Here is a 23,232-nt window from a genome sequence, read left to right on the forward strand (position 1 = left end):
GTGTATAAAGTATTGTTAGTTGACGACGAAAGAATTATTCTGGACGGCATTTCACGTATGGTGGATTGGCCGTCCTTGCAAACGGAGCTGATTGGGACCGCGCGTAATGGCGTGGAAGCTTTTGATTTTATACAGGGACAAGCTCCTGACATTATCATCAGTGATATTCGGATGCCTGGGATGGACGGACTTGAGCTTGTGGCGCGAGTTCATGAGGCCTATCCGCATATTCGATTCGTATTGCTGTCAGGCTTCGGCGAATTTGATTACGCGAGCAGAGCGATGCAGTACGGCGTTAAGCATTATTTGCTAAAGCCGACGAATGAGGGGAAAATCGGTGAAGCGCTTCAGGAGATCGTCGCGGAGCTAGAGCAGGAAACGAGTAAAGAGTCATTCGTACGAAACATGAAAGCGGAGCTTGAGAAAGTGATGCCGCATGTGAAAGAGCAATTCCTGAAGGAGTTTGTTACGAATAAAACGTACGGTAATTGGGATTGGGACTATTTTCGCAGCTTATTTAAACTCGATTTTGATTACCAAATTCGACTGCTCTTATTTCAATTGGATTCAGGTTTTGAGTTTGAACATCTGTTTGCGATCAAGAATATTGCCCAGGAAATCCTGGACAGTCCCCTCCTGAGTACGACGATTGGCAATCATGTCTTAATTCTTCTTGAAGAATCAGATCACATTGATCAACTCCATGAGCGGATCTATCATATACGGGACACGTTTCAACTGTATTACAAAATGGATGCCACAATCGCGCTCAGCGAGCCGAGCCACATTACGAAGGCTAGACATCTGTACAAGCAATGTCTGCATCTTTTGAATTACCGTTTTTATTTGGGTGAGGGCAGCCTCATTACCCGTAAGGACACGGAAGTCTCCCAAGAAGCATCGCCGAAGGAGCTGGGATGGGATGAAGAACGGCTGAACATGTCTGTGAGATCGGGGCATCGCGAGGAAGCAGAAGCAGCCTTACATGCATTTATTGGAGGCTTGAAGGAAGCGCAGCTGGATATTGATGTGACGAAATCGTACGTCATTCAGCAATTCGTTTCGCTCGTTCGTCAGTGTGCACCGGAAGAAATGAATCATTATTTTACCCAAATCCCATTGATTGTGGAAATGAACACGCTGCAAACGATTCAGACGTTCATGGAAAATGTTGTCATTACGATGACGGAACGCTTCTATGGAATCAACAAAGTGAAGCATAGCGCGATTGTTCAGAAGGTCATCGATGTCATTAATGCGCAGCTTGGGAACTCAGATCTCAGCTTGAATTGGGTGGCGCATGATATGTTGTATATGAATGCAGACTATCTTGGGAAATTATTCAAGAAGGAAACCGGTGAGAAATTTTCCAATTATGTCATGAAAGCTAGAATTACGCGAGCAACAGAAATGATCGCTGAAGATGCTGATATCAAAATTTTCGAGCTCGCTGAGCGACTTGGTTTTGGAGACAATCCACAATATTTTAGTCAAGTATTCAAAAAATATCGAGGTTCGACACCATCTGAATACATGAAATCGACAGACACCTCTGCATTTTAAACAAATAGGTCTGTATTTTGGATTAACGTTTCCTCCGTCCAGCGCGATAATACGAGTAGAAAGAAACCGATTACAACTTTGGGGAGGAAATACAGATGAAAAAAGTAATGTTCACTGTGATCTCAGCCGCGTTACTACTTGCGGGCTGCGGAACAAATGGATCAACAAGCACACCAAACACGGGCGCTAGCCCAGCGGCGAGCACAGCACCCAAGACAAGTGCCAAAGCAGATCCAGTTACACTACGCGTTGCATGGTGGGGTGGACAAGCACGTCATGACTACACATTGAAAGTGATTGAATTATACCAACAGAAACATCCGAATGTGAAAATTGAATCTGAGTATGCGGCTTTTGATGATTATTGGAAAAAGCTTGCACCTCAGGCTGCTGCTAATGGCTTGCCCGACGTATTCCAAATGGATATCTCCTACCTGACACAGTATGGAAGCAGAGGTCAGTTAGAAGATTTCGACCCATATACGAAGAACGGTATCCTGAATGTGAAGGATATTAGCGAAAATAACCTTTCCGGTGGGAAAGTGGATGGCAAGCTAGTCGCGATTAATGCGGGCTCTAATGCGTTGCAAGCGACTGTAGATCCACAAATGTTGAAGGATGCAGGGATTACACCGAAGCAAGACTGGACGTTTGCCGATTGGGATGCCATTGGCGCACAGTTGAAATCCAAAGGGAAAATGCTAGCTGCTGACCTTCGTCATGATGTTTACTTCCCGTTCTTCTTAAGAGGCCAAGGCCAGAAAATGTATGGAGCAGACGGAGCTTCCCTCGGTTACACCGACGACAAACCGTTTATTGAGTTCTACACGATGTACAAAAAATGGTACGATTCTGGTTACTTGCTGCCGCTGGATAAACTTGCTCAGAAAAAAGGAACACCAGAAGACGATGAGGTAGCGCTTGGCAACGCAGTGTCATCGAATGGCTGGTCGAACCAATACATTCTTGTTAACACTGCTGCGAAGCGTTCCCTTGATATTCTTCCGATTCCGGGTTGGAATCTGAACAAAGCACTATACTTGAAGCCAAGTATGTTCTGGACGGTTGCGAAGTCCTCTAAAGTCAAAGAAGAAGCCGTTAAATTTGTTGACTTCTTGATCAATGATATTGATGCGAACAAAATCATCAAAGGCGAGCGCGGCGTACCGGTTTCCTCCAAAGTGAAGGAAGCATTACTTCCTGATCTAACGCCAGAGCAAAAGAAAGTATTCGAATATGTCGCTTGGGCAGAGAAAAACAGCTCCCAAATGGATCCTCCGAACCCTGTAGGTGCGGTTGAGGTTGATAAATTGCTCAAGGATACAGTTGAGCAAATCTTGTACAAAAAGCTGACGGTAGAAGAAGGCGCAGCGAAATTCCGTAAGGAAGCAACTGCGATTCTAGCTAAAAATAAGAAGTAACAATAAGTTAGGCTCCGCGGGGATTCATCTGCGGAGCCTTTTGTTTAATAAACGCGGGCGGATCATATGTAAACCGTCTACACAATGTGCGCTAACCTCGGCTAATTAAACAAAATGAACGGTTTTTTGCCTTCATGGCGTGCGCAATCCTCTTTATAATACAGATAGAGAAGAGATGAGGCGTGGTGCCTCTCATTCCTGAGATCAAACATATAGGGGTTGATTAACAATGAACAAGCTGCGGAATAACGATAACCTAGTCGGGTATGTGTTTGCTTCTCCGTTCATACTAGGCTTTCTCATTTTCACGTTGTACCCGATCATTTCGTCGCTCTACTATTCGTTTACGGACTACAATTTATTCGAAACACCCAGAGTGATCGGTTTTGACAATTATCAGAAAATGTTTACGGCAGACGATAAATATTGGAAGTCACTACAAGTTACTTTTACGTATGTGTTTGCCAGCGTGCCGTTACGGCTTATTTTCGCCTTAGGCGTCGCTATGCTGCTGAATAAAGCGGCACGAGGGATTGGTGTTTACCGCTCCTCCTTTTACCTTCCTTCTCTGATAGGTGGCAGTGTTGCCGTTTCCATTATGTGGACGCAAGTATTCGGGGATAAGGGGTTATTGAATTCTTTTCTTGGTATACTTGGCATCCATACGGATATTAGCTGGATCGGAAATCCAGCGACAGCGCTTTGGACATTGATTGCCTTGTCCGTATGGCAGTTCGGATCGTCCATGTTGATCTTCCTTGCAGGTCTTAAAAACATCCCGCATTCCTACTATGAAGCCGCGAGTGTAGACGGAGCGAGCAAGGTCAGACAATTTTTCAATATTACCTTACCGCTACTTAGCCCGATCATTTTGTTTAACCTCATCATGCAGACCATATCCGCATTCATGACGTTTACGCCTGCTTACATCATCTCACGAGGTGAAGGCGGACCGCTCGATAATACATTGCTATACTCACTGTACTTGTACCGGAGGGCATTCCAATTTTACGAAATGGGCTATGCATCCGCGATGGCTTGGGTCATGCTTTTGCTAATCGGCCTCATCGCCCTGGTTATTTTCCAAACCTCCAAGTACTGGGTGTATTACGAATCGAAAGGAGAGCGGTAAAATGGTCAACGTCACTTTGAGAAAAACCTTAAAACCCTATGCGTATCATATTATTGTAGGCGCCTTGGCCTTAGTCATGATTTATCCGATTATATGGCTCATCGCGAGCTCACTTAAACCGAATGATGAGATTTTCACAACGGCTTATAGCTTGATTCCTAGTAAACTCGCTTGGTCGAACTACGTTTCGGGCTGGAAGGGTTTTGCTGGCAACACATTCGCCACTTTCTATAAAAACTCATTCTACATTGTTATTTTATCGACGATTGGAGCTGTCGTTAGCTCTGCGTTAGTCGCTTATGCTTTTGCACGTATCCCATTTGTTGGCAAAAACTTCTGGTTCACCTGTATGATGATGACGATGATGCTGCCACATGACGTAACGATCATTCCACAATATGTCATGTTCTCGAAGCTCGGCTGGCTATCTTCCTTTAAACCCATTATCCTACCGCAATTTTTCGCGATTCCATTCTTTATCTTTCTCATTATGCAGTTTATCCGTACGATTCCGATTGAGCTTGATGAAGCGGCTAAGATGGACGGTTGCAGTAAATACAGCATTTTCTTCCGGATCCTTGTACCGTTAATTGTACCTTCCCTCATTACAGCGACCATTTTCTCGTTTTACTGGCGCTGGGAGGATTTCATCAATCCGCTGCTCTATTTAAATAAACCGTCGCTATATCCAGTGTCTCTGGCCTTGAAGCTATTCTTGGATGGCGATTCGATTAACAACTGGGGCGGGATGTTCGCCATGGCATCGCTGTCACTCATTCCGATCATCATCGTGTTCTTTGTTTTTCAGCGTTACATTGTGGAAGGTATCTCTACGAGCGGTTTGAAAGGATAACATTATGAAAGGGGACTTCTTGGACATGCCGAAATTAGTTTTTGATGAAAATGAGATCAGATCAGTCATCGATCGAGTCGTAGACCGCACGTTTCGAATGGACTTCGGTTGGGATTGGCCTGGCGGTGTCGCGTTTTATGGGGTTTGCGAAGCCTACGCGGCGACAGGGAATGAAACCTATCTAACCAGGTTGAAGGCTTGGGTGGATGAAAATATGGAGGATGGCTTGCCGAAGCTTTCGGTCAATGCGGTGTCCATAGGACATACCCTTCTAACCTTATTTGAAGTGACGAAAGAGGAGAAATACCTCAACACCGTCAAGGAAATGGCTGATTTCCTGTGTAATGATGCGGAGCGTTTCGGGGATGACATTCTGCAACATACCGTTAATTCCGAAACTTACAATTTCCCAGAGCAAGCTTGGGTGGATACGATGTTCATGGCGGGTTATTTCCTGCTTCGTGTGGGTTCCTTGCTCAATAACGATGACTATTTCGAGATTGGTCTGAAGCAGTATCATGGTCATGAGAACGTGTTACAAGATGCAAGGACCAATCTGTATTATCATGGTTGGGATAACATTGCTCAGAACAACATGTCCTCTATATTCTGGGCGCGGGGCAACTCTTGGGCAGCTCTCACGATGGCGCGAGCGCTCCATCTCGTATCGGTAACTCATCCTTCGTTCATGATTATTGATGGTTCACTGCGCGATCAGCTGAGCACACTTGTCCGATTACAGGATGAATCAGGCTTGTGGCACACGATTCTTGATGATCGGGCGGCTCCTTTGGAGACTTCCGGATCTGCAGGCATTGCTACGGCTTTGCTCACAAGAGGAAGACTGTACAATAAGTATACACAGAAGTCGATCGACGGTATCTTGGCACGGATCACCGAGGAAGGCACCGTAACTGGCGTATCTGCTGGGACGGCTGTCATGGAAAACGCCCAAGGCTACAAAGGCGTGCCCGACAAACGCATCCAAGGGTGGGGACAAGGGTTAACCTTGACGTTCTTAGCTGAGGTGCTTCGTTCGAAGAAGGATAGCTTCGGGAACGGGTGCTGATTGGAAGAGGCAGCACTTTAGAACAGTTCAGCGTATCAACGGAAAATCAGCAATAAATGCAAACCTCCAGTTAATTTTCGCATTCCCGCGGTACTCGCGGTGAATGTCCGAATTTAGCTGGAGGTTTTCTTGTTATTTCAACAGAATGGAGGAAATGAATGAAAGCACTCCCCCTATTTCGTTCGCCCATATTGCTTCCCGCTGGTCACCATGCGTTGATACAACTTGCGATTCTTCATGTACTTCAAAGGGTAAAACTGGGGCCGCGTGTTCACTTCCAGAATCCACGGCTTCCCCTTTGAATCAAGTGCAACATCGAGGCCGAGTTCTCTAAACCCTTTTACATGGAGATCAAAGTTGTTCCCAACGGATACACCCAGCTGTTTCAATTCCATTTCTCGTTCATGAATAGCGGGCTTGGAATAGCCAGCTCCTAACATCGTCGGCTGAAAATAACCAATTGTTCCGCCTTGATTATAGTTGGTGGCTACTTTACCCTGTCTGCCTATTTTGCTGAAGACTCCGGTGCTGACCCATTTACCTTGATTCGTCTTCTGCACCATGACGCGAATATCGAAGGGTCTTCCATTCGTTTTCGCGAGTTGAATCCCTTTCTGCAGTAGAAAAGAACGCTCATCGGCAAAATCGGAGAGTTTATTATACAGTTGTTTTCTCGTTGTGTAGAAGTCCATTTTCCGATTCAATTGGGTCTGGAAGCCACTCGGTTTCCGCTTAATTCGGATAATATTCGAACCGCCAGAACCGCCCGTAGGCTTAAAGTAGACAGTTTTATAAGTAGAAAGCATTGAAGTCAAATTCTTTTTCGTAAAAAGTAACGTTCGAGGGACATATTGGCGTAAATCTGGTTGCTGAAGCAGCCATTTTGTTTTACGCCATTTGCTTTTAATTGATCTGCTTTTATACGTGGGCATAGGGTGTTCACCTCTTTTTAGACAGCTTATGTGAGGTGGGTTCATCTCGTAAGTGCGTTTACCTAGCTGCAAACATCAATCATGCAATTAACCAGGGGGCTAAACTCCGCTAGTAAACTGGATCACCTTATGCTCGTATCGGCCAAGCGTCAGCTTACCTTCAGTGTATGGTGTTCCGGATATCGGATCTATGCCAGCCCTTGGAAGCGTCACACTGCCGCCAGCACCGTCCATGTTAACAACGACCCACACCTCATAGCCATCCCCTTGCCTTGGGGCGACAATGGTACCTGCGGTCACATCCGTGCGGAGTGTCACGCCAGCATCATCTGCGTACCTCGAGATGAGCTTGTTCAACAGCTGCTCGCCTTCCTCGCCTGTCGGCATGGAGCCTAGCATTACGATCTTGCCTTTGCCATACGCCCGCTCGGTAATGAAAGCCAACCCAGGCGTCAGCCCCGATTCGACGGTTCCGACGGCAACTGCCTCTTTGGGATCGAAGACCGCGCTCCAAAGTGATAACGGGGCAGCGACGCCAAAGGCGCTGCCAATCGAGCCGCTGCCGTCCATTGGGAACGTATAGACCGTTTCCACACCGGTGAGCTGCTCCAATTCACCGAGCGCAGCATCCGTATGCATCGTGTGTTCTTCTGTTCGTCCGCCAGAGAGAGGACCAACAACCCACACACCGCCTTCGGCAACGAACGAAGTAGCTCGCTTGATAAAATCAGCGGAGATATAAGGGAGGAAAGGCGTAAACAACAGCTTGTAGCCAGCTAACTCTCCGCCTTCCGGCACGATATCCCGGTGAATTCCTAGATTTAGTATCCGCTCATAGAACGCAGTTACAAGACCGCGATGATTCAGCTTTTGATGTGGCTCGGTCTTCAGGAACGCCTTGGACCGATCCGAATAGGTCATGGCAACGTCAGCCTGAGTTGGGCGAGTAGCTAAAATCGTGGCTTCGATCTCTTTTCTAGCCTGCTCAAACTCTAGCACGTTAGGAAAACCAACCGTAGGCTTGCCCCATGTGCTGATCACAGAGCCGTGGGGCTGTTCGCAGCCCGCACGCTGCTGTCTCCATAGCCAATAACAGAAAGCTTCTGCGCCGAGCGCATAAGCGGCAACCGCTTCGGCTTTGAGATAGCCATTCGGATGTGGCTTCGCATAGCTCGCAAGAGAAGCAGCATGGGATGGACTCGTTTCCATGATCCAATAATCCCGACCGCGTTTAAAGTTCCGCCACAGATCGTTATTTAATAAATAGTTCGCAGGGTGATCATACGTCGCATACGTATCGAAGGACGCAAAATCCAGGTCACGGAATAGGCGCTCATTATCCACGCTGAACGCGACGCTGCTATTGTGTGTAATCGGCGCATCCGAGAATTGGCGGATGATGGCCGCCTGCTCGTCTGAGAACTGGGCGATTTTCTCCATCGAGAACATTTGATACATCGTGCTGAGGGAGGAGTTATGCAAGAACGGCACTGGACCTGGCTGAGGTACTTGTTCAAAGCTGTGATAGTATTCACTCCATATTTGTGTGCCCCATGCTTCATTTAACTTTTCAATCGTTTCGTAACGTTCCTCTAACCATTCGTGCCATTGTGTAAGGCAAGTTCCACACATGCATTCCGATACGTGCGCTTTGAATTCATTGTCGATCTGCCAACCGATTACCCCTGGCAGCCGTCCAATCGCTCGTGCAATGTGATCGGTGATGATGGCGGCTTTTTCCCGAAAATAAGGATGATTCGTACAAGCGTGCTGTCGGGAGCCATGACTCATGACTTGCATCTGCTCATTGACATACATACGCTCCGGATGCCCATGCGTGAACCAAATCGGAGGCGGAGGCGTAGGTGTCGGTGTACACATGACGGTATCTATCCCATTTTCATGAAGGAGGTTAACCATTTGCACAAAAAATCCAAGATCAATATTCCCCTCGGTTGGCTCCATATTCGACCATGCGAATTCGCCGATTCGCACGACATTCATACCAGCTTGCTTCATTAGAAGGATATCTTGCTCAATGACCGATTGATCCCAAAGCTCAGGATACCAGGCTGCACCATGATATAACTTGTTTCCCATTTCCATCATCCATCCTCTACATCTAAAAGTTAGTTACTACTATAATTGCTATTCTTCTCAGGGGCAATAACACATTCTTGCTGGGATTATTAGGGTATTTCAACTGTTTTGATGGGTTTGCACTTTCTTGATGGAAGCCGAAATGAAGTGATTGGCAGGGCTTACAAGAATGTCTGATAGGCGGTAAATCCCAGGGAATGCATAATAGGGCTACAACGCTCACAAGGCGATCAATATGTGGAGGTGAAAAGGATGAAGCAGGCAGCTGCTCCTAACAACAGAGAGATTGTTCGGATGTCCCAAACGAAGGGGCTACGCAGGTCGCAGGTATGGGGAAGGTTGCGTAAGGATAAATGGATCTACGTGCTGTTAACGCCAGGCTTGTTGTATTTCATTATTTTCAAATATATGCCCATGTGGGGCGTGCTGCTTGCCTTTAAGAATTATCAGCCTTTTCTAGGCTTTTGGAAGAGTGACTGGGTCGGCATGGAGCATTTTCGCATATTTTTTCAAAATCCAGAGTTTTTCATGCTCCTCCGCAATACGCTATTGCTCTCGTTATACAATTTGGTGTTTTACTTTCCGGCACCCATCATACTTGCTCTATTATTGAATGAAATCAAGATAAACATGTATAAAAGAACTGTTCAAACATTAATTTATGTGCCGCACTTCATATCTTTAGTGATCGTGGCCAGCTTGACCTATGTCTTCCTTACAACGCAAGGCGGGCTAATTAATGAGCTATTACAGAAATATTTGGGCCATAAAATTGACTTCTTGGCTAGCCCGGAATGGTTCCGGCCGATGATTATCATTCAAACGATGTGGAAAGAATGCGGTTTTGGCACGATTATCTTCCTGGCAGCACTTGCTGGTGTCGATGTGGAACAATACGAAGCAGCCATAACCGATGGGGCTAACCGCTGGAGACAGCTGTGGCACATTACGCTTCCTTCTATTCGCAGCACGATCGTCATTCTGCTTATCCTGCGGGTGGGGGATGTGCTGGATAATGGTTTTGAGCAAATATTTCTAATGCTGAATCCATTGAACCGAGAAGTGGCAGAAGTATTTGATACCTATGTGTATATGATGGGGATCACACAAGGAGCGTTTAGTTATAGTACAGCCGTCGGCTTGTTTAAAGCGGTCGTTGGCGTCATCCTGGTACTTGGCGCGAACTGGACGGCGAAACGGTTCGGACAATCTGGTATTTACTAATACGAATATTAGCGGTAAAGGAGGAGAGAGGTTGTGGCAAAGCAATATAAGAGCGTTTCCGGAACCATCTTCGATGTAAGCAATTATGTTGTACTTGGTGTCATTGGCATCGTTGCCATACTGCCATTTCTCTACGTCATTGCAGGGTCATTCGCTTCCGATGCAGAGCTGACAGAACGTGCGGTATTCCTCATTCCAGAAACGTTTACCTTATCGGCCTATCGCTTTATTTTCTCGACGGATACCATTGTGCAAAGTATAGGAGTATCACTCTATGTCATGATCGTAGGTACCTTCGTCAACTTGTTTTTTACCGTTACCATGGCGTATGCCTTATCCAAACGGAGTTTGATGGGGCGGAATACCGTATTAAATCTAATCATTTTCTCCATGCTGTTTGGCGGTGGATTAATTCCAACCTATTTGGTCGTTCGCGAATTGCATATGTTGGACACCTATTGGGCGCTAATGATTCCTGGCGCGATAAGCGCTTTCAACTTAATTATTGTCAAAAATTTTTTCCAAGAGCTCCCTGCGGAGCTGGAGGAAGCAGCGAAAATTGACGGCTGCACAGAGCTTGGTCTTCTCTGGCGGATCGTACTGCCGTTATCGATGCCCGTATTGGCAACCTTTACGTTGTTTTATGCCGTCGGCCATTGGAATAACTTCTTCTCAGCGTTGCTGTACATCAATGATCCTGCAAAATGGCCCCTGCAGGTGCTGCTCAGACAGATTGTGTTATTATCGCAATCAGCTGCTGGGGATATCAATTCCATGGATCCGAATTTCGTGAAACCGCCCGAACAATCTATCAAGATGGCTGTTATCGTCGTGGGCACAATTCCTATACTGCTTGTTTATCCGTTCCTGCAAAAACATTTTGCCAAAGGGGTCTTGATCGGCTCGGTCAAGGGGTAATGGTTTACGATAGAGGGCAAGTCCATAACCTAGAGGAGGCATGTTTAGATGAAAAAGAATGCGAAAAAATGGGTTACCGTAGCAACCGTAGGCACAGCTGTCATGACAACAATCGCTGGTTGTAGTAGTGACAAAGAGGGTACAGCAACACCCGCAACATCCGCAACATCCGCAGCAACAACACAAGCGGCTACACAGACCAAGGGCCCAGAGAATCTAGCCCCTCTTGATCTCAGCATCATGCTTCCCATCTTCAAAACGAATTTCCCGAAGGATGATGGGCCGGTTACGACCGAAATTGAGAAGAAAACCAATACGAATATTCACCTGGAGTGGGTACCGAACTCCTCCTACACGGATAAATTCAATATCACTTTGGCTTCAGGAAAGCTGCCTCAGATCATTTATGTGGGTGATGTGAAGAACCCGAGTTTCGTAAACGCGGCCAAATCGGGCGCCTTTTGGGAAATTGGGAAATATTTAAAGGATTACCCAAATCTCAGCAAAGCGAATCAAGTCATTATGAACAACTCGTCGATTGAGGGGAAAAACTATGGCATTTATCGCGGCCGTGCTTTAGGTCGAAATGGGATCAACTATCGCAAAGACTGGCTGGAAGCTGTCGGTATGCAGCAGCCCAAAACGATTGATGATTTCTACGCGATGCTGAAGGCGTTTAAAGAAAAAGATCCGGATAAGAACGGTAAAGATGACACTTATGGCATGGTTTTGGTCAAATGGACAGGGCAATGGGCAAGCGGTTTCGATACAATGAAGCTTTGGTTCGGAGCGCCGAACAAATGGGGAATTGTAGACGGGAAGCTCGTACCTGAGCATCAAACCGCAGCATATATGGAAGCGCTTAAATTTATGAAAAAGCTATATGATGAAAAGCTTATAAATCAAGATTTTGCCGTCTTTGATTCAGCGAAGTGGAACGATCCTGTTGTTAACAATCAAGCAGGGGTCATCGTAGACGTAACAGATACAGCCTCACGTATTGATGATCGAATTCATCAAGCACTTGCGAAGGATGGCAAAGATAATCCGAACATTCACTATGTAGATAATATGATTGGTGTCACAGGCAAAAATGGCTTGAAAGCATTGCCTACTTCCGGATTTGCAGGTATCCTGGCCATTTCAAAATCCAGTGTGAAGACAGAGGAAGAACTGAAGCGCGTATTGAAATTCTTGGATCAAATGAACGAACCTGAGCTTCAAACCTTAGCTGGTTATGGTATCGAAGGCAAGCATTACACGAAGGATGGCGATGCGCTAGTGCCAAGCAAGGATACAGCTCTTCTCGAATCCGAAGTGGAAGGCTTGAATCAAATGCTGCCGTTCATCCCTGAAGATCGCGGTCTGAAAGTGAAGCAAACACCGCTTCGTCTGCAAACGACGAAGATTCAAAAGGAAGCAGAAGCGAACATCGTTTCCAACCCCGCCGAGCCTTTCATCTCCTCCGTTTACTCGCAAAAAGGCCAACAATTGGATAACATCATCAACGATGCGCGCATTAAATTCATCGTCGGTCAAAGTGATGAAGCGGCTTTGAAGGCAGCCTTCGAAACGTGGAAGAAATCAGGCGGGGATGATTTGGTGAAGGAAATGAATGAGTTGTATGCAGCTGCGAAGAAATAAGAAAGTGAAAGCCGTGTCTGGGGATACGGCTTTTTCCATGTGAGGGAGAGGCGATGGTTGTGCCATGACTGTTTGCTAACGGACATTACCAAAAAGTCGGAAAAGTAGTGTAAATCCTCTGGAAATTAACTTCCATCCTCACACCAATCGTTATACGCTCAAAGGTGAAGTCTTCGCTCCAGACTATACTTTCGAACGGTTGGTGAGAGCATGTTACGAGCAATAAAAGAAGGACTAGCAAGAAGATTAAGCAAGGTGATCGGTGGACAAGGACTCTTTTACAAAAAGAGTCTGATCACAATATTCATCGTTTCGGGTATTCCTGGACTATTGATGGGAGTGCTCGTGTATTGGATGGCAGGCGGGCGCGTGGAAAGCGAGCTTCTCCAGCTGCACTATCGGCAAATTGAACAACGGTCTCAAAATATCGATGATCAATTGGGCAATCTGGAGCTGCTGCTATCGCATTGGGCGTTTGATAATAAATTTGACTATAGCTTGAATGGTTTTGATTTTGTCCGAAATTTTGAACGAACACAGGATATTACGAGAACGCTGGTCGCGATGCAAGGCTCGAATGCGATGGTGAAACATGCGGAATTGTATGTGGGTGGGGAAAGTTCTGTGTTGTTCAATCCTGAATATATGAAGCTTGATGAACGTGCTTCAGCCTCAGCCTCAAGTTACGATCCTCTCATTCACGGTCAGCATACGACCTATTGGACGCAGTGGGCGTTTGATGCGAATCGTCCCGAGAACAAAGACTTGACGCTCGTTCATCAAATTCCTGGGGGAAGCCTGAAGCCGTTCGGCGTGTTAGTTTTTCGTTTTGATAGCCAAAAGGTGGCCAATATGCTCAATACGCTGACACCTTATGATGGCGGGGAAACGTTTCTGATCCAGAATGCCGGTGAGCTGTTCGTTTCGACGAATGGGAACACGTCATCCTCTCCTTTTGTGAGTGCCCTTCGTGACAAAATTGCAGCCCTAAACGGTAAAAAAGGCTCCTTCTTTATGGATTGGAAAGGCAGCACATACACGGTTTCGTACGGCAGCTTAGCCAGGATCGCAGAGGATTGGACATTCGTATCCGCATCACCTATTTCGAGTATCACATCACCAGTGGTCTTTATTTCCAAGATGATTATCACGGTAAGTCTTGCGGTATTGCTGCTTGCGGCATTACTTGCATGGCTAGCTTCTCGGCGTATTTACTTGCCGGTCAAAAGGCTTGTATCGATGCTGGGGGGAAGCTCATCTAATCCTGATCATGGCGACGAATTCACTTTGCTGGAGTCACAGTGGATGAATTTGCATAACGAGAGTCTAGCGCTGAATACGAAGCTGACGGAGCAATTGCCACACCTGAAAGACAGCTTCCTGCATCAATTGCTCCAAGGATATTTGAATGCGTATTCAGAGGAAGATTTACGCCATCGGATGGAGCGTTTTAAGTGGGACGTGAAAAACAAGCAATTCGTGGTCCTATACGTCCAGTTAATTGGGATGACAAGCGTTGAAGGGAATTTCCGACTTGGGGAAGAGGGACTTGTAACTTTTGCGGCAGTGAATATGATCGAGGAGCTGGCCTCGCAGTATTATGAACAAAGCCATACACTCAATTTTCACGATCTAACAGCGGGCATTCTAATCATCCTTCCTGAGGATCAATCTTATTCGGACGCCTACCAAGCCTTTAGTGACGAGCTGAAGCAGTTGATTAATCGTATTTTGAAAATGAGAATGACGATGGCCATTAGTCGGCCTGTACCGCTGATCTCTGATATTCCTATTGCTTTCGAAAGAGCAAAACAAGCGGTTAGCTATCGTTACTTTGAAAATGTGAACCAGATAATTGATATGGAGCATGACAATTGTGCAGGAGATGAAGACATGGAATTGCAATATCCTTTTACACAGGAGCGAGAGCTCATTCAAGCATTACGGACAGGAAAAGAAGGGGAAGCGAGCGAATTGCTAGTGTCTTTCCTGGAGGTCTTAACCTGTAAAGGGGCCAAAGAAATTGAGGTACAACAAGGGATGCTGCATCTGCTTGGTAATGTTCAGCACGCGATTATGGTGTCTGGGATAAATCCTAATCGCCTCTTCAAAGGCGCAAATTTGTATGAGCAGCTTTCCCAGATTAGGGAATCATCGAGAATTCTAGCCTGGTTTCAGGAGAAAGTGCTGAGACCATTTATGAAGGAGATGTCTGGTCGCTCTGATGCCCAAGTGAAACGCATTATCGAGCAAGCGATGATTTATTTGCAGAACAATTATAGACAAGATATCTCGCTCGATAATTGTGCGGAGCATACAGGGACGAATCCTTTTTTCCTAAGTAGATCCTTCAAACAAGTAACGGGCAAAAACTTTATTGATTATCTGACGGAGCTGCGCATGGATAAAGCCAAAGAGCTGCTTCGGGAATCGGAAATGCGGATTAACGATGTTGCCGATCAAGTAGGCTACCAGCATACGTATTTCAATCGGATTTTCAAAAAAATGGAGGGTATGACGCCAACTCGCTATCGAGAGCTGAGCCGGACTTCTTAAGCAAAAATGTACAATATCGCCAAAAAAGTGCAAACGGTCTGATCGTATCTCAGCAATAATGTCCGCTTGTTTGCAAGCCTTCTCCTTCTTACAATGGGGCTACATGTGAAAAGGAGATGATCGCTTGGTTTCGGATTCGACAATTAAGCTGCGTTGGTTAAACAAAGAGGCATCTAAACCTGTAGGGATAACGTGGGGAATACCTTGGCGCGAGGGTGAGTTAGGTCGTGAGGAGTCTTTGCGGTTGGAAGGTGATGGCGATAGCGAAAGAGCTGTTCCGGTTCAAAGCTGGCCGATCGCTTTCTGGCCGGATGGCAGTGTAAAATGGTCTGCGCATGCTGCGGCAGTTCAACCTGGATCTGCTGAGGGGTTTGCTATTCGAAAAGGAAAAAGCCCAGATTCCGATCACCATGTTCTCGTAACGGAGACAGATGATGCCATTATAGTAGATACAGGTGTAATGGTCTGTACATTAGGTAAACAGGGTAATCAGTGGCTTCGCAGTATTGTTCGTGATGGCACTGAGATATGCCGCGGCGGGAAACTGATCGGTTTGAAGGAAGGGATTAGTGAAGTATCCGGTGTAAGGATAAGTCGCAAGGAGACATTCGAAAGCCGAGTCCTACAGGCTGTTGTCGAACAAGTCGGACCGATCAGGGCTGTCGTTAAATTGGACGGCAGGCTTTGCTCGACAACGGGGGCTAGAGAATGGCTGCCTTTTACACTGCGAATGTATCTGTATGCCGGACAGGAAACGATTAAGCTCGTGCATACGTTTCACTATGATGGGAATCCCCATGAAGATTTCATTAAAGGCTTAGGCATCCGCTTCGCTGTGCCTATGAGAGGAGCTCAATACAATCGCCATATTCGCTTCGCTGGTGATAGCGGTTATTTCAGTGAATCCCCCAAAACATTGCATACGCGTCGAACAAAAGGAAAGTATCGAGAGCTTTTTGAGCGTCAAACATGGGGCGAGCAAGTCACCTTTGACCTAACTGAGGATGCTTATTTCCTAGGATTATTGGATGATTCGGCAACGTGGGATAGCTTTAAGCTTGTGCAAGATTCGTCTGACCATTATCGGATATGGAAGAGGACGAAGGCAGGCTGCAGTTGGGTGAAGGTGACGGACGGAGCTCGCGCAGGCGGTTTGGCTTATGTAGGTGGTGAAGGCGGCGGACTGGCTGTGGGATTGCGTCATTTCTGGGAGAAGCATCCATCAAGCTTTGACGTGCACGGTACAGCGGAGTCCGAGGCTGCGTTTACAATTTGGTTTTGGTCACCAGACGGGGCGCCCATGGACCTACGCCATTACGATACCGAAACACACGTGGAATCCTCGTACGAAGGGGCGGAAGAGCTGCGTGCAACGCCCTATGGAATCGCGAATACGAGCGAAATGATGCTCTGGTGTACAAGTGAAACGCCAGGAACCGAGCTGCTTCAGCATATGCAGGAGGAAACGCAGAGTCCTTCGCTGCTTATTTGTGAACCAGCTTATTATCACGCGTCGGGTGCTTTTGGTTACTGGAGCTTGCCAGACCGCAGCAATTCAGTCAAGGAACAGTTGGAGAATCGGCTAGATGGTATTATCCAGTTTTATCAAGATGAAGTCGAGCAGAGAAAGTGGTATGGATTCTGGGATTATGGCGATTTCATGCATAGTTATGACCCCGTTAGACATGTATGGAACTATGATTTAGGTGGCTGTGCGTGGCAAAATACAGAGCTAGCGCCGAACATGTGGCTTTGGGTCATGTTCCTTCGGACAGGCCGAGCGGATATTTTCAGGATGGCGGAAGCGATGACTCGGCACACAAGTGAAGTGGATCTGTACCATTTCGGTGAATATGCGGGACTTGGGTCCAGGCACAATGTTGTCCATTGGGGCTGCGGCTGTAAGGAGGCACGTATCGGGATGGCTGGCCTGCATCGGTACTTCTATTATTTGACCGCCGATGAGCGGATTGGGGATATCATGGATGAGGTGCGTGATTCGGATTTCACGACGGTGAATTTGGATCCGATGAGGGCTTATTTTCCGAAGGATGAGCATCCGACGCATATCCGAGTAGGACCAGATTGGGCGGCTTTCAGCTCGAACTGGATGACCCGGTGGGAGCGCTATGAGGATACGGCGTATCGGGACAAAATCCTAGTAGGTATCAACTGTATTAAGGATGCCAATTATCGGCTCATTTCGGGACCGACCTATGGGTATGATCCAAAGACAGGCGTGCTATCCCCGCATGGCGACGATAATTGGGGAAGGCATTTGGCCATTTGTATGGGAGGACCACAGGTTTGGTTCGAGCTTGCCGGTATGTTGAAGGATCCTGACTGGGAAGACATGATGGCGGAGCTCGGTGTTTATTATAACCAAACACAGGAACAGAAGGATAAGCTGACCCATGGTCATATATCCACCAAACATTTTGAGCATCCTGTGCTCAGTGCGGCAATTACGGCTTATGGCGCATTTTATAAGCAGCATGAGGAGACGGCGTTGAAATGTTGGGCCATTTTACTAGGGAATACTTTTGCTAAAATTGATCTTCAGCAGGAGGCCTCCATCGTTACGCATGTGGACACCTTGCAGGAGATCGATTGGATGAACACGAATGAGGCTGCTCAATGGTCATTGAATACCATCATCGCACTTGAGCTTATTTCGGATTGGCTTCCCCATTAGACAGATGTTAGGAGGAATTGGCTGTGGGACAAACGAGCAAGGCGCCTTATCTCATTGGCAAGGTAGATATTGAAGCGGCAGGTCCGCGATGCAAAATGCTCCTTGGCGACCTGAACATAGACGGCCGCATGGAGATGCTGCTGGTGCATCCTGACAATCGACAGGATGTTCGTTATATTCCCCATCAGGTGCAATGCCTGACGGCATTTGATCTGGAAGGCAATCTGCTTTGGCAAACAGGTAAGCCAGATTTGGGAGCAGGGAGTGCGGGATCCGACTATCCCGCTCAAATCGCTGACATTGATGGCGATGGTCAGTTAGAGGTATTATGCGTGATGGATGGACGACTTCTCATCCTAAATGGGCAAAATGGTGAAGTGAAAACAAGCTTCCGTTGTAAAAAGAAAGGAAATTTACGATGACACATGCGTTTAAATTCGATTTCGGGGTAGCGAATCCCGAGCAAGGCTACATTAAGATTACACCTGAAGACCAGTATGAGAAGTCTGTTGGATATGGATTTAGCAACGTGAAAAACGTACATGCCAAGGATCGAGATGAGCCTGGCGCGTTGCGTAGAGACTTTTGCATACTGCTCGACACCTCTTTTCTGGTGGATGTTCCGGCGGATGGGACATATAAAGTTTCGATCCTACTCGGCGATGAGATCGCAGAAACGGAAACGACGATCACCACGGGAGAAGGAAGGCTTGTGCTTCATAAGCAGCGTACTTCTGCGGGGCATTTTGTCCGTACGAGCTTCTCCGTGTGGGTCACGGATGCACAGCTAAAGTTTACATTTACGGGCAGAGCACCACGCATAAATGCCTTGGAAATTGAGCCTGCCGGAGCAGCGTGCACGCTGTTTCTAGCAGGGGACTCGACCGTAACAGACCAACCGACGGACGGGTATCCGTATGCAGGCTGGGGACAAATGCTGCCGCTATTCGTCAAGGCAGATGCGTCGGTAGCCAATTATGCGCTGTCAGGTCGCAGCTCCTTGAGCTTTATACGTGAAGGAGTCCTCGATACCATTTGGAGCAAAATCAAGCCCCATGATTATCTGCTCATCCAATTCGGTCATAATGATCAGAAACCTGATGAAGCGCGGTATACCGAGCCTTTTACCACGTATAAAGAATCGTTAAAGATTTATATGGAGGGTGCTCGCGAGCGGGGAGCGTACCCGATTCTAGTCACGTCCGTGCAGCGTCGCTTCTTCGAGGAGGACGGTTCGCTACGCGATACACATGGCGATTACCTGAAAGCGATGCGAGAGTTGGCCGTTGAACAAGAAGTGCCATTGATCGATCTTGCCGCAAGCAGCAAGGCATTGTTCGAAGAGTTAGGGCCAGAGGGGACCAAACGGTTATTCATGTGGCTGGCTCCTGGTGAATTCATGAATTTCCCTGATGGTGTGGAAGACAACACGCATTTCCAGCAACAGGGCGGGATTGAAGTCGCGAAGCTAGTCTACGCGGGATTGAAAGATTTGAAGCTTCAGCCGCTAAGCTTGTATTTGCGGTGATGTTTCCCTCAAAGGGCATCCTAGAGGAAAGGGAACCTGGGTGCCCTATTTACGGGTAAACGCGCGAAAAGTACATCGCAGGGGAACGTAAGTTCCCTATTCAACCGAAAAACGCCAAAAGCCACGAAAATCGGATAAATAGAGCATCCACGTTCCCCTTATCGCTAAATACAGTCGATTTCATCTCATTAGTGCACCTACATTCCCTTTCAACGCAAACAAGTGGCTTTCCTCAAGTAGAACAATCTACTCGTTGGAAAGCCACTTTTTTTGTGATATATGGACGAGACTACTGAATATTAATCGTAGTAATCACGGCCCCTATGCCTTGCAAGGTAATCACATGATTGGCTACCAAATTCGTAATGTTACCAGTTATCGTCACGCTCGAGGATACGTTATATGTGGTCGTAACGCTGTTTCCATTCGTACCAGTTTGGTTGATCGTGATCGTCGCAATTTTACCCTGATTGGTAAAGGTTACGCTGTTAAACGTCCCCGAAACACTAAAATTCGTGTTGTTACCGTTGGTGAGTTGTGTGACTTCGGCATAAATGGCCGAGTTATTATAGGAACGGATCTTAACAATGTCACCTGGCTGAAGGGCTGAAGCGCTAACCAAAGCGCCATTGCGATAGACGAATGCTTTGTCATTCAAAGTAATGGCTTGCGCTTGGTTGCCACTAACAAGAATGATGACATTGTTCGTAGCTGAAATGATCGTACCTGTAAGCTGTGTAATTGTCGGAAGCGCAGAGGATGTTCCATCCCCACGCTGGCTCACCTCGGCGTGAAGTACAACACCGTTATAGTAATGTACCTTAATTACATCACCTGGCAGAAGTACGCCGATTGTCGTTTGAGCACCGTTCAAGTAGATGGATGTGTTTGCATGAAGCTGCAAGCTGTAGGATTGACCGCCACTCGATAGGGTGAGTAGGTTATTGCTGATCGGACCCACAATGGTTCCGGTCATCTCACCTGAAGTCGTCACTTGTGTCACACTTTTGGTGACTTCGATGACAGCTACGTAATTATTGTAGGCGTAGGTTGTCAGGACATCGCCAACCTGCAGCGCGGCCAGATTCGTAAGTGCGCCATTTTTGTACACGATCGCGTTACTGTTAAGCGGAAGTCCTTTGATTTGGTTGTTCGTGTTTAACAGCAGAACATTATTACTAGTCGGGAAGGCCATGGTGCCCGATACAACAGTATCGTAATTGGTTGGTGTCCCAACCGTTCCAACAGGCTGTGTTACTTCAACGAAGCTGACGCCATAGTTGTAGGAGCGTGTGCTGACAATATCACCGATTTGTATACCTGAAGCTGCAATCTGAGAACCATTTCTGAAATATAGCACATTACTGTTTAGCGGGAGTGAAATGGTTTGCCCACCGCTCAAGAGGGTGAGTGTGTTACCCGTTACAGCTGCGGCCACCATGCCGGTCTTTACGCCAATGGCCTGCGTTGGAGTTGTCGGGTTCCCACCGATCGGCTGAGTAACTTCAATGTAGATGATGTTACCATCGTAGGAACGGATCTTCAGAACGTCTCCCGTTTGCAAAGCGGAAGGACTGACTTTAGCACCATTTCGATAAATAAACACATTGGTATCCAGTGTTATATTCATGTTTTGTCCATTACTTCGAATGGACAAAACATTGCCACTCACAGGCGCTAATACTGTTCCAGTAACTAAACCGTCAATGCTGCTAGGCAATTGATTGCCTGCGCGATCTAATAACGCAGCAATTTGCGCGCGGGTGACGAGTTGTTTGGGGCGGAAAGTATTATCCTCAAAGCCATTCACGAGACCTTTATCGACGGCTACCTTGACGTATCCGACTGATCCGGCAGGCACGCTGGAGGAGTCGGAGAACGGGAGCTTCGCGTTCATGTTGGATTCGGCTTCGTCCTGAAGCTTCAATGCTTTAACCAAAAGCGTTGTCGCCCATAGTCGATCAGCCGGCTGATTGGGATTAACGTTCGTGTCAGATTCGGCGAACAGGTCGTTCTCCAACGCGACGGCCACATAACCAACAGCCCAAGAAGGAATTTTCGCTGCATCATTAAAATTCAGCTTGGTCGCCATCTCTTCGTCGGATTCGGCTTGATCACGCAGCCCCATTAACCTTACCGCTGCTGTAATCGCTTCGATTCGAGTAACCGTTTCTTGCGGTTTAAACGTGCCATCGGGATACCCATCGAAAATGCGTCTAGAAACCAGACTCATGATGTAGCTTAAAGCCCATTCAAAATCTTTGCCCTTTATATCTTTGAAGTCAAATTTTATTTCTGCTTTCGGGCGTTTGTCGGAGGTCCAACGCGAATTGTTGTTGTGCTCGTTATCTTTGTTGTCACGACCGTTCGAAGCGAAGGCCGTGGTCCCCATTCCCATTACGAGTGAAAGGGCGAGTGTGGGTACTAGCAGTTTTTTCATACGCGAATGCTTCATCTTTTTCTTCTCTCCTTAATAAAATAAATGAGTAGAAAATTGCGATTATGCGGTGCGTGCTTGAGTTAGTTAAGCTAATTACAGTATTCGGAAGTAGATGGGTTTTTCTGGGTGTTGGTTGTAAAAAAAAGGAAGTCGTTTCGCCTGTGCTGCGCCAAGCCGTGGAAATCGGCCCGAAAGAGGGCTCCGTCGTGACAAACGGCTTGAATAAGAGCAGTCAACCGCTTCTAATTCACGCAAAGCGGCGAGAATCCCTCGAATAAGAGTGGTCAACCACTCTTAACAAGCCCGAAAGAGGGCTCCGTCGTGAAAAACGGCTTGAATAAGAGCAGTCAACCGCTTCTAATTCACGCAAAGCGGCGAGAATCCCTCGAATAAGAGTGGTCAACCACTCTTAACAAACCCGAAAGAGGGCTCCGTCGTGACAAACGGCTTGAATAAGAGCGGCCATCCGCTTCTAATTCACGCAAAGCGGCGGGAATCGCCCGAATAAGAGTGGTCAACCACTCTTAACAAGCCCGAAATAGTGCACCGCTAGCCGCGCAACCGCTAGCATTCCCTTAATATCATTAGCTTGGTTGCGCTTTCGCGATCTAGCGGCTAATCATTGGTGGGTTTTCAAAGATTCCGGCGAATACTTCGGTCTTATTTTTTAAAAAAAGTAATATATTTTTCTTAAAAGAATCATGCATGAGAAGGAAAATAGCGCTTTATGAAGTAAGTAATAGAAGTAAAATATTTCAAGCAAATTCGTTCTCGCCTACTGGTCATTCACCCGTCCCAATTCCTAGCATAGTATGTAGGAAGGTGGTGATGAAAAGTGACAAATTCACTTGAGGGCTGGATAATTTACACGTTGTGGGGCGTTTTTGGCTTCATGTTGATTGATTTTCTTATCGCGTTCTTCAAATCCTTTTGGTCTGGCTCCGTTGGTCCTTCAGTCGTGCTAGGTTATTTGAAAGATGTCCTATACTTTGTGCTGCCACTGACGGTTCTACTATCTATGATTTCCTTTGATCCGACAGGCTGGATTGTGGTAATTTTTTATTTCATTTGCGGTCTCGCTGTGATGATCAAGTATGTGCTGGATATCATTAAAAGATTCCAATAATCTTGCTGGTGGCCCTGCTTCAAGCAGGGCC

The 23,232-nt window shown here is 46.8% G+C and carries 16 protein-coding genes and 1 pseudogene; 14 read left to right on the forward strand and 3 right to left on the reverse strand.

Annotated features, from left to right (window positions below; all coding sequences use genetic code 11):
• The 5 genes from AC58P7_RS08880 to AC58P7_RS08900 all read left to right on the forward strand — a co-directional run bounded on the left by AC58P7_RS08880 (position 1) and on the right by AC58P7_RS08900 (position 6,038).
• Positions 1-1,563, forward strand: coding sequence for a response regulator transcription factor (locus AC58P7_RS08880; RefSeq protein WP_497341875.1), 1,563 nt, complete (start codon positions 1-3; stop codon positions 1,561-1,563).
• A 95-nt stretch (positions 1,564-1,658) separates the two neighbouring features.
• A complete protein-coding gene (locus AC58P7_RS08885; protein ID WP_497341877.1) occupies positions 1,659-2,984 on the forward strand; it encodes an ABC transporter substrate-binding protein in 1,326 nt (441 codons plus the stop codon).
• 229 nt (positions 2,985-3,213) lie between these two features.
• Positions 3,214-4,116 carry a carbohydrate ABC transporter permease gene (locus tag AC58P7_RS08890; protein WP_497341879.1) on the forward strand — a complete coding sequence of 301 codons (903 nt, stop codon included), beginning with the start codon at positions 3,214-3,216 and terminating at the stop codon, positions 4,114-4,116.
• Between the two features lie 76 nt (positions 4,117-4,192).
• Positions 4,193-4,969, forward strand: a complete 777-nt coding sequence (locus AC58P7_RS08895; RefSeq protein WP_497342057.1) for a carbohydrate ABC transporter permease — start codon at positions 4,193-4,195, stop codon at positions 4,967-4,969.
• 25 nt (positions 4,970-4,994) lie between these two features.
• On the forward strand, positions 4,995-6,038 hold the full coding sequence (locus tag AC58P7_RS08900) for a glycoside hydrolase family 88/105 protein (protein WP_497341881.1): 1,044 nt from the start codon (positions 4,995-4,997) through the stop codon (positions 6,036-6,038).
• Positions 6,039-6,211: 173 nt separating this feature from the next.
• Here the strand turns inward: AC58P7_RS08900 and AC58P7_RS08905 are convergent, their stop codons facing one another.
• Positions 6,212-6,970 carry a YheC/YheD family protein gene (locus AC58P7_RS08905; RefSeq protein WP_497341883.1) on the reverse strand — a complete coding sequence of 253 codons (759 nt, stop codon included), beginning with the start codon at positions 6,968-6,970 and terminating at the stop codon, positions 6,212-6,214.
• Between the two features lie 99 nt (positions 6,971-7,069).
• Positions 7,070-9,070, reverse strand: coding sequence for a beta-galactosidase (locus AC58P7_RS08910; RefSeq protein WP_497341885.1), 2,001 nt, complete (start codon positions 9,068-9,070; stop codon positions 7,070-7,072).
• Positions 9,071-9,322: 252 nt separating this feature from the next.
• Here AC58P7_RS08910 and AC58P7_RS08915 point away from each other — a divergent pair, with 252 nt between their 5' ends.
• The 7 genes and pseudogenes from AC58P7_RS08915 (at position 9,323) to AC58P7_RS08945 (ending at position 19,635) form a co-directional block, all read left to right on the forward strand.
• Positions 9,323-10,294, forward strand: coding sequence for an ABC transporter permease (locus AC58P7_RS08915; protein WP_497341887.1), 972 nt, complete (start codon positions 9,323-9,325; stop codon positions 10,292-10,294).
• Between the two features lie 33 nt (positions 10,295-10,327).
• Positions 10,328-11,212, forward strand: coding sequence for a carbohydrate ABC transporter permease (locus AC58P7_RS08920; RefSeq protein ID WP_497341889.1), 885 nt, complete (start codon positions 10,328-10,330; stop codon positions 11,210-11,212).
• Positions 11,213-11,260: 48 nt separating this feature from the next.
• Positions 11,261-12,856: an extracellular solute-binding protein gene (locus tag AC58P7_RS08925; protein ID WP_497341891.1), complete on the forward strand. Its 1,596-nt coding sequence runs from the start codon at positions 11,261-11,263 to the stop codon at positions 12,854-12,856.
• Between the two features lie 210 nt (positions 12,857-13,066).
• Complete coding sequence (locus AC58P7_RS08930; RefSeq protein ID WP_497341893.1) at positions 13,067-15,412, forward strand: helix-turn-helix domain-containing protein; 2,346 nt, start codon at positions 13,067-13,069, stop codon at positions 15,410-15,412.
• Between the two features lie 124 nt (positions 15,413-15,536).
• The gene (locus tag AC58P7_RS08935; RefSeq protein ID WP_497341895.1) at positions 15,537-18,107 is read left to right on the forward strand and encodes an exo-rhamnogalacturonan lyase family protein; all 2,571 of its coding nucleotides are present in this window, start codon (positions 15,537-15,539) and stop codon (positions 18,105-18,107) included.
• A gap of 95 nt (positions 18,108-18,202) precedes the next feature.
• Positions 18,203-18,496, forward strand: a pseudogene (locus AC58P7_RS08940) (hypothetical protein); the annotation flags it as partial.
• A gap of 29 nt (positions 18,497-18,525) precedes the next feature.
• On the forward strand, positions 18,526-19,635 hold the full coding sequence (locus tag AC58P7_RS08945) for a rhamnogalacturonan acetylesterase (protein ID WP_497341897.1): 1,110 nt from the start codon (positions 18,526-18,528) through the stop codon (positions 19,633-19,635).
• A 289-nt stretch (positions 19,636-19,924) separates the two neighbouring features.
• Here the strand turns inward: AC58P7_RS08945 and AC58P7_RS08950 are convergent, their stop codons facing one another.
• Positions 19,925-22,090: an S-layer homology domain-containing protein gene (locus AC58P7_RS08950; RefSeq protein ID WP_497341899.1), complete on the reverse strand. Its 2,166-nt coding sequence runs from the start codon at positions 22,088-22,090 to the stop codon at positions 19,925-19,927.
• Between the two features lie 47 nt (positions 22,091-22,137).
• On the opposite strand from AC58P7_RS08950, the gene AC58P7_RS08955 reads away from it, so the two are divergent.
• Positions 22,138-22,353 carry a hypothetical protein gene (locus tag AC58P7_RS08955; protein WP_497341901.1) on the forward strand — a complete coding sequence of 72 codons (216 nt, stop codon included), beginning with the start codon at positions 22,138-22,140 and terminating at the stop codon, positions 22,351-22,353.
• 557 nt (positions 22,354-22,910) lie between these two features.
• Positions 22,911-23,201: a hypothetical protein gene (locus tag AC58P7_RS08960; RefSeq protein ID WP_497341903.1), complete on the forward strand. Its 291-nt coding sequence runs from the start codon at positions 22,911-22,913 to the stop codon at positions 23,199-23,201.
• Positions 23,202-23,232: the final 31 nt, after the last annotated feature.

It is taken from the genome of Paenibacillus sp. J22FR5, assembly GCF_059691975.1.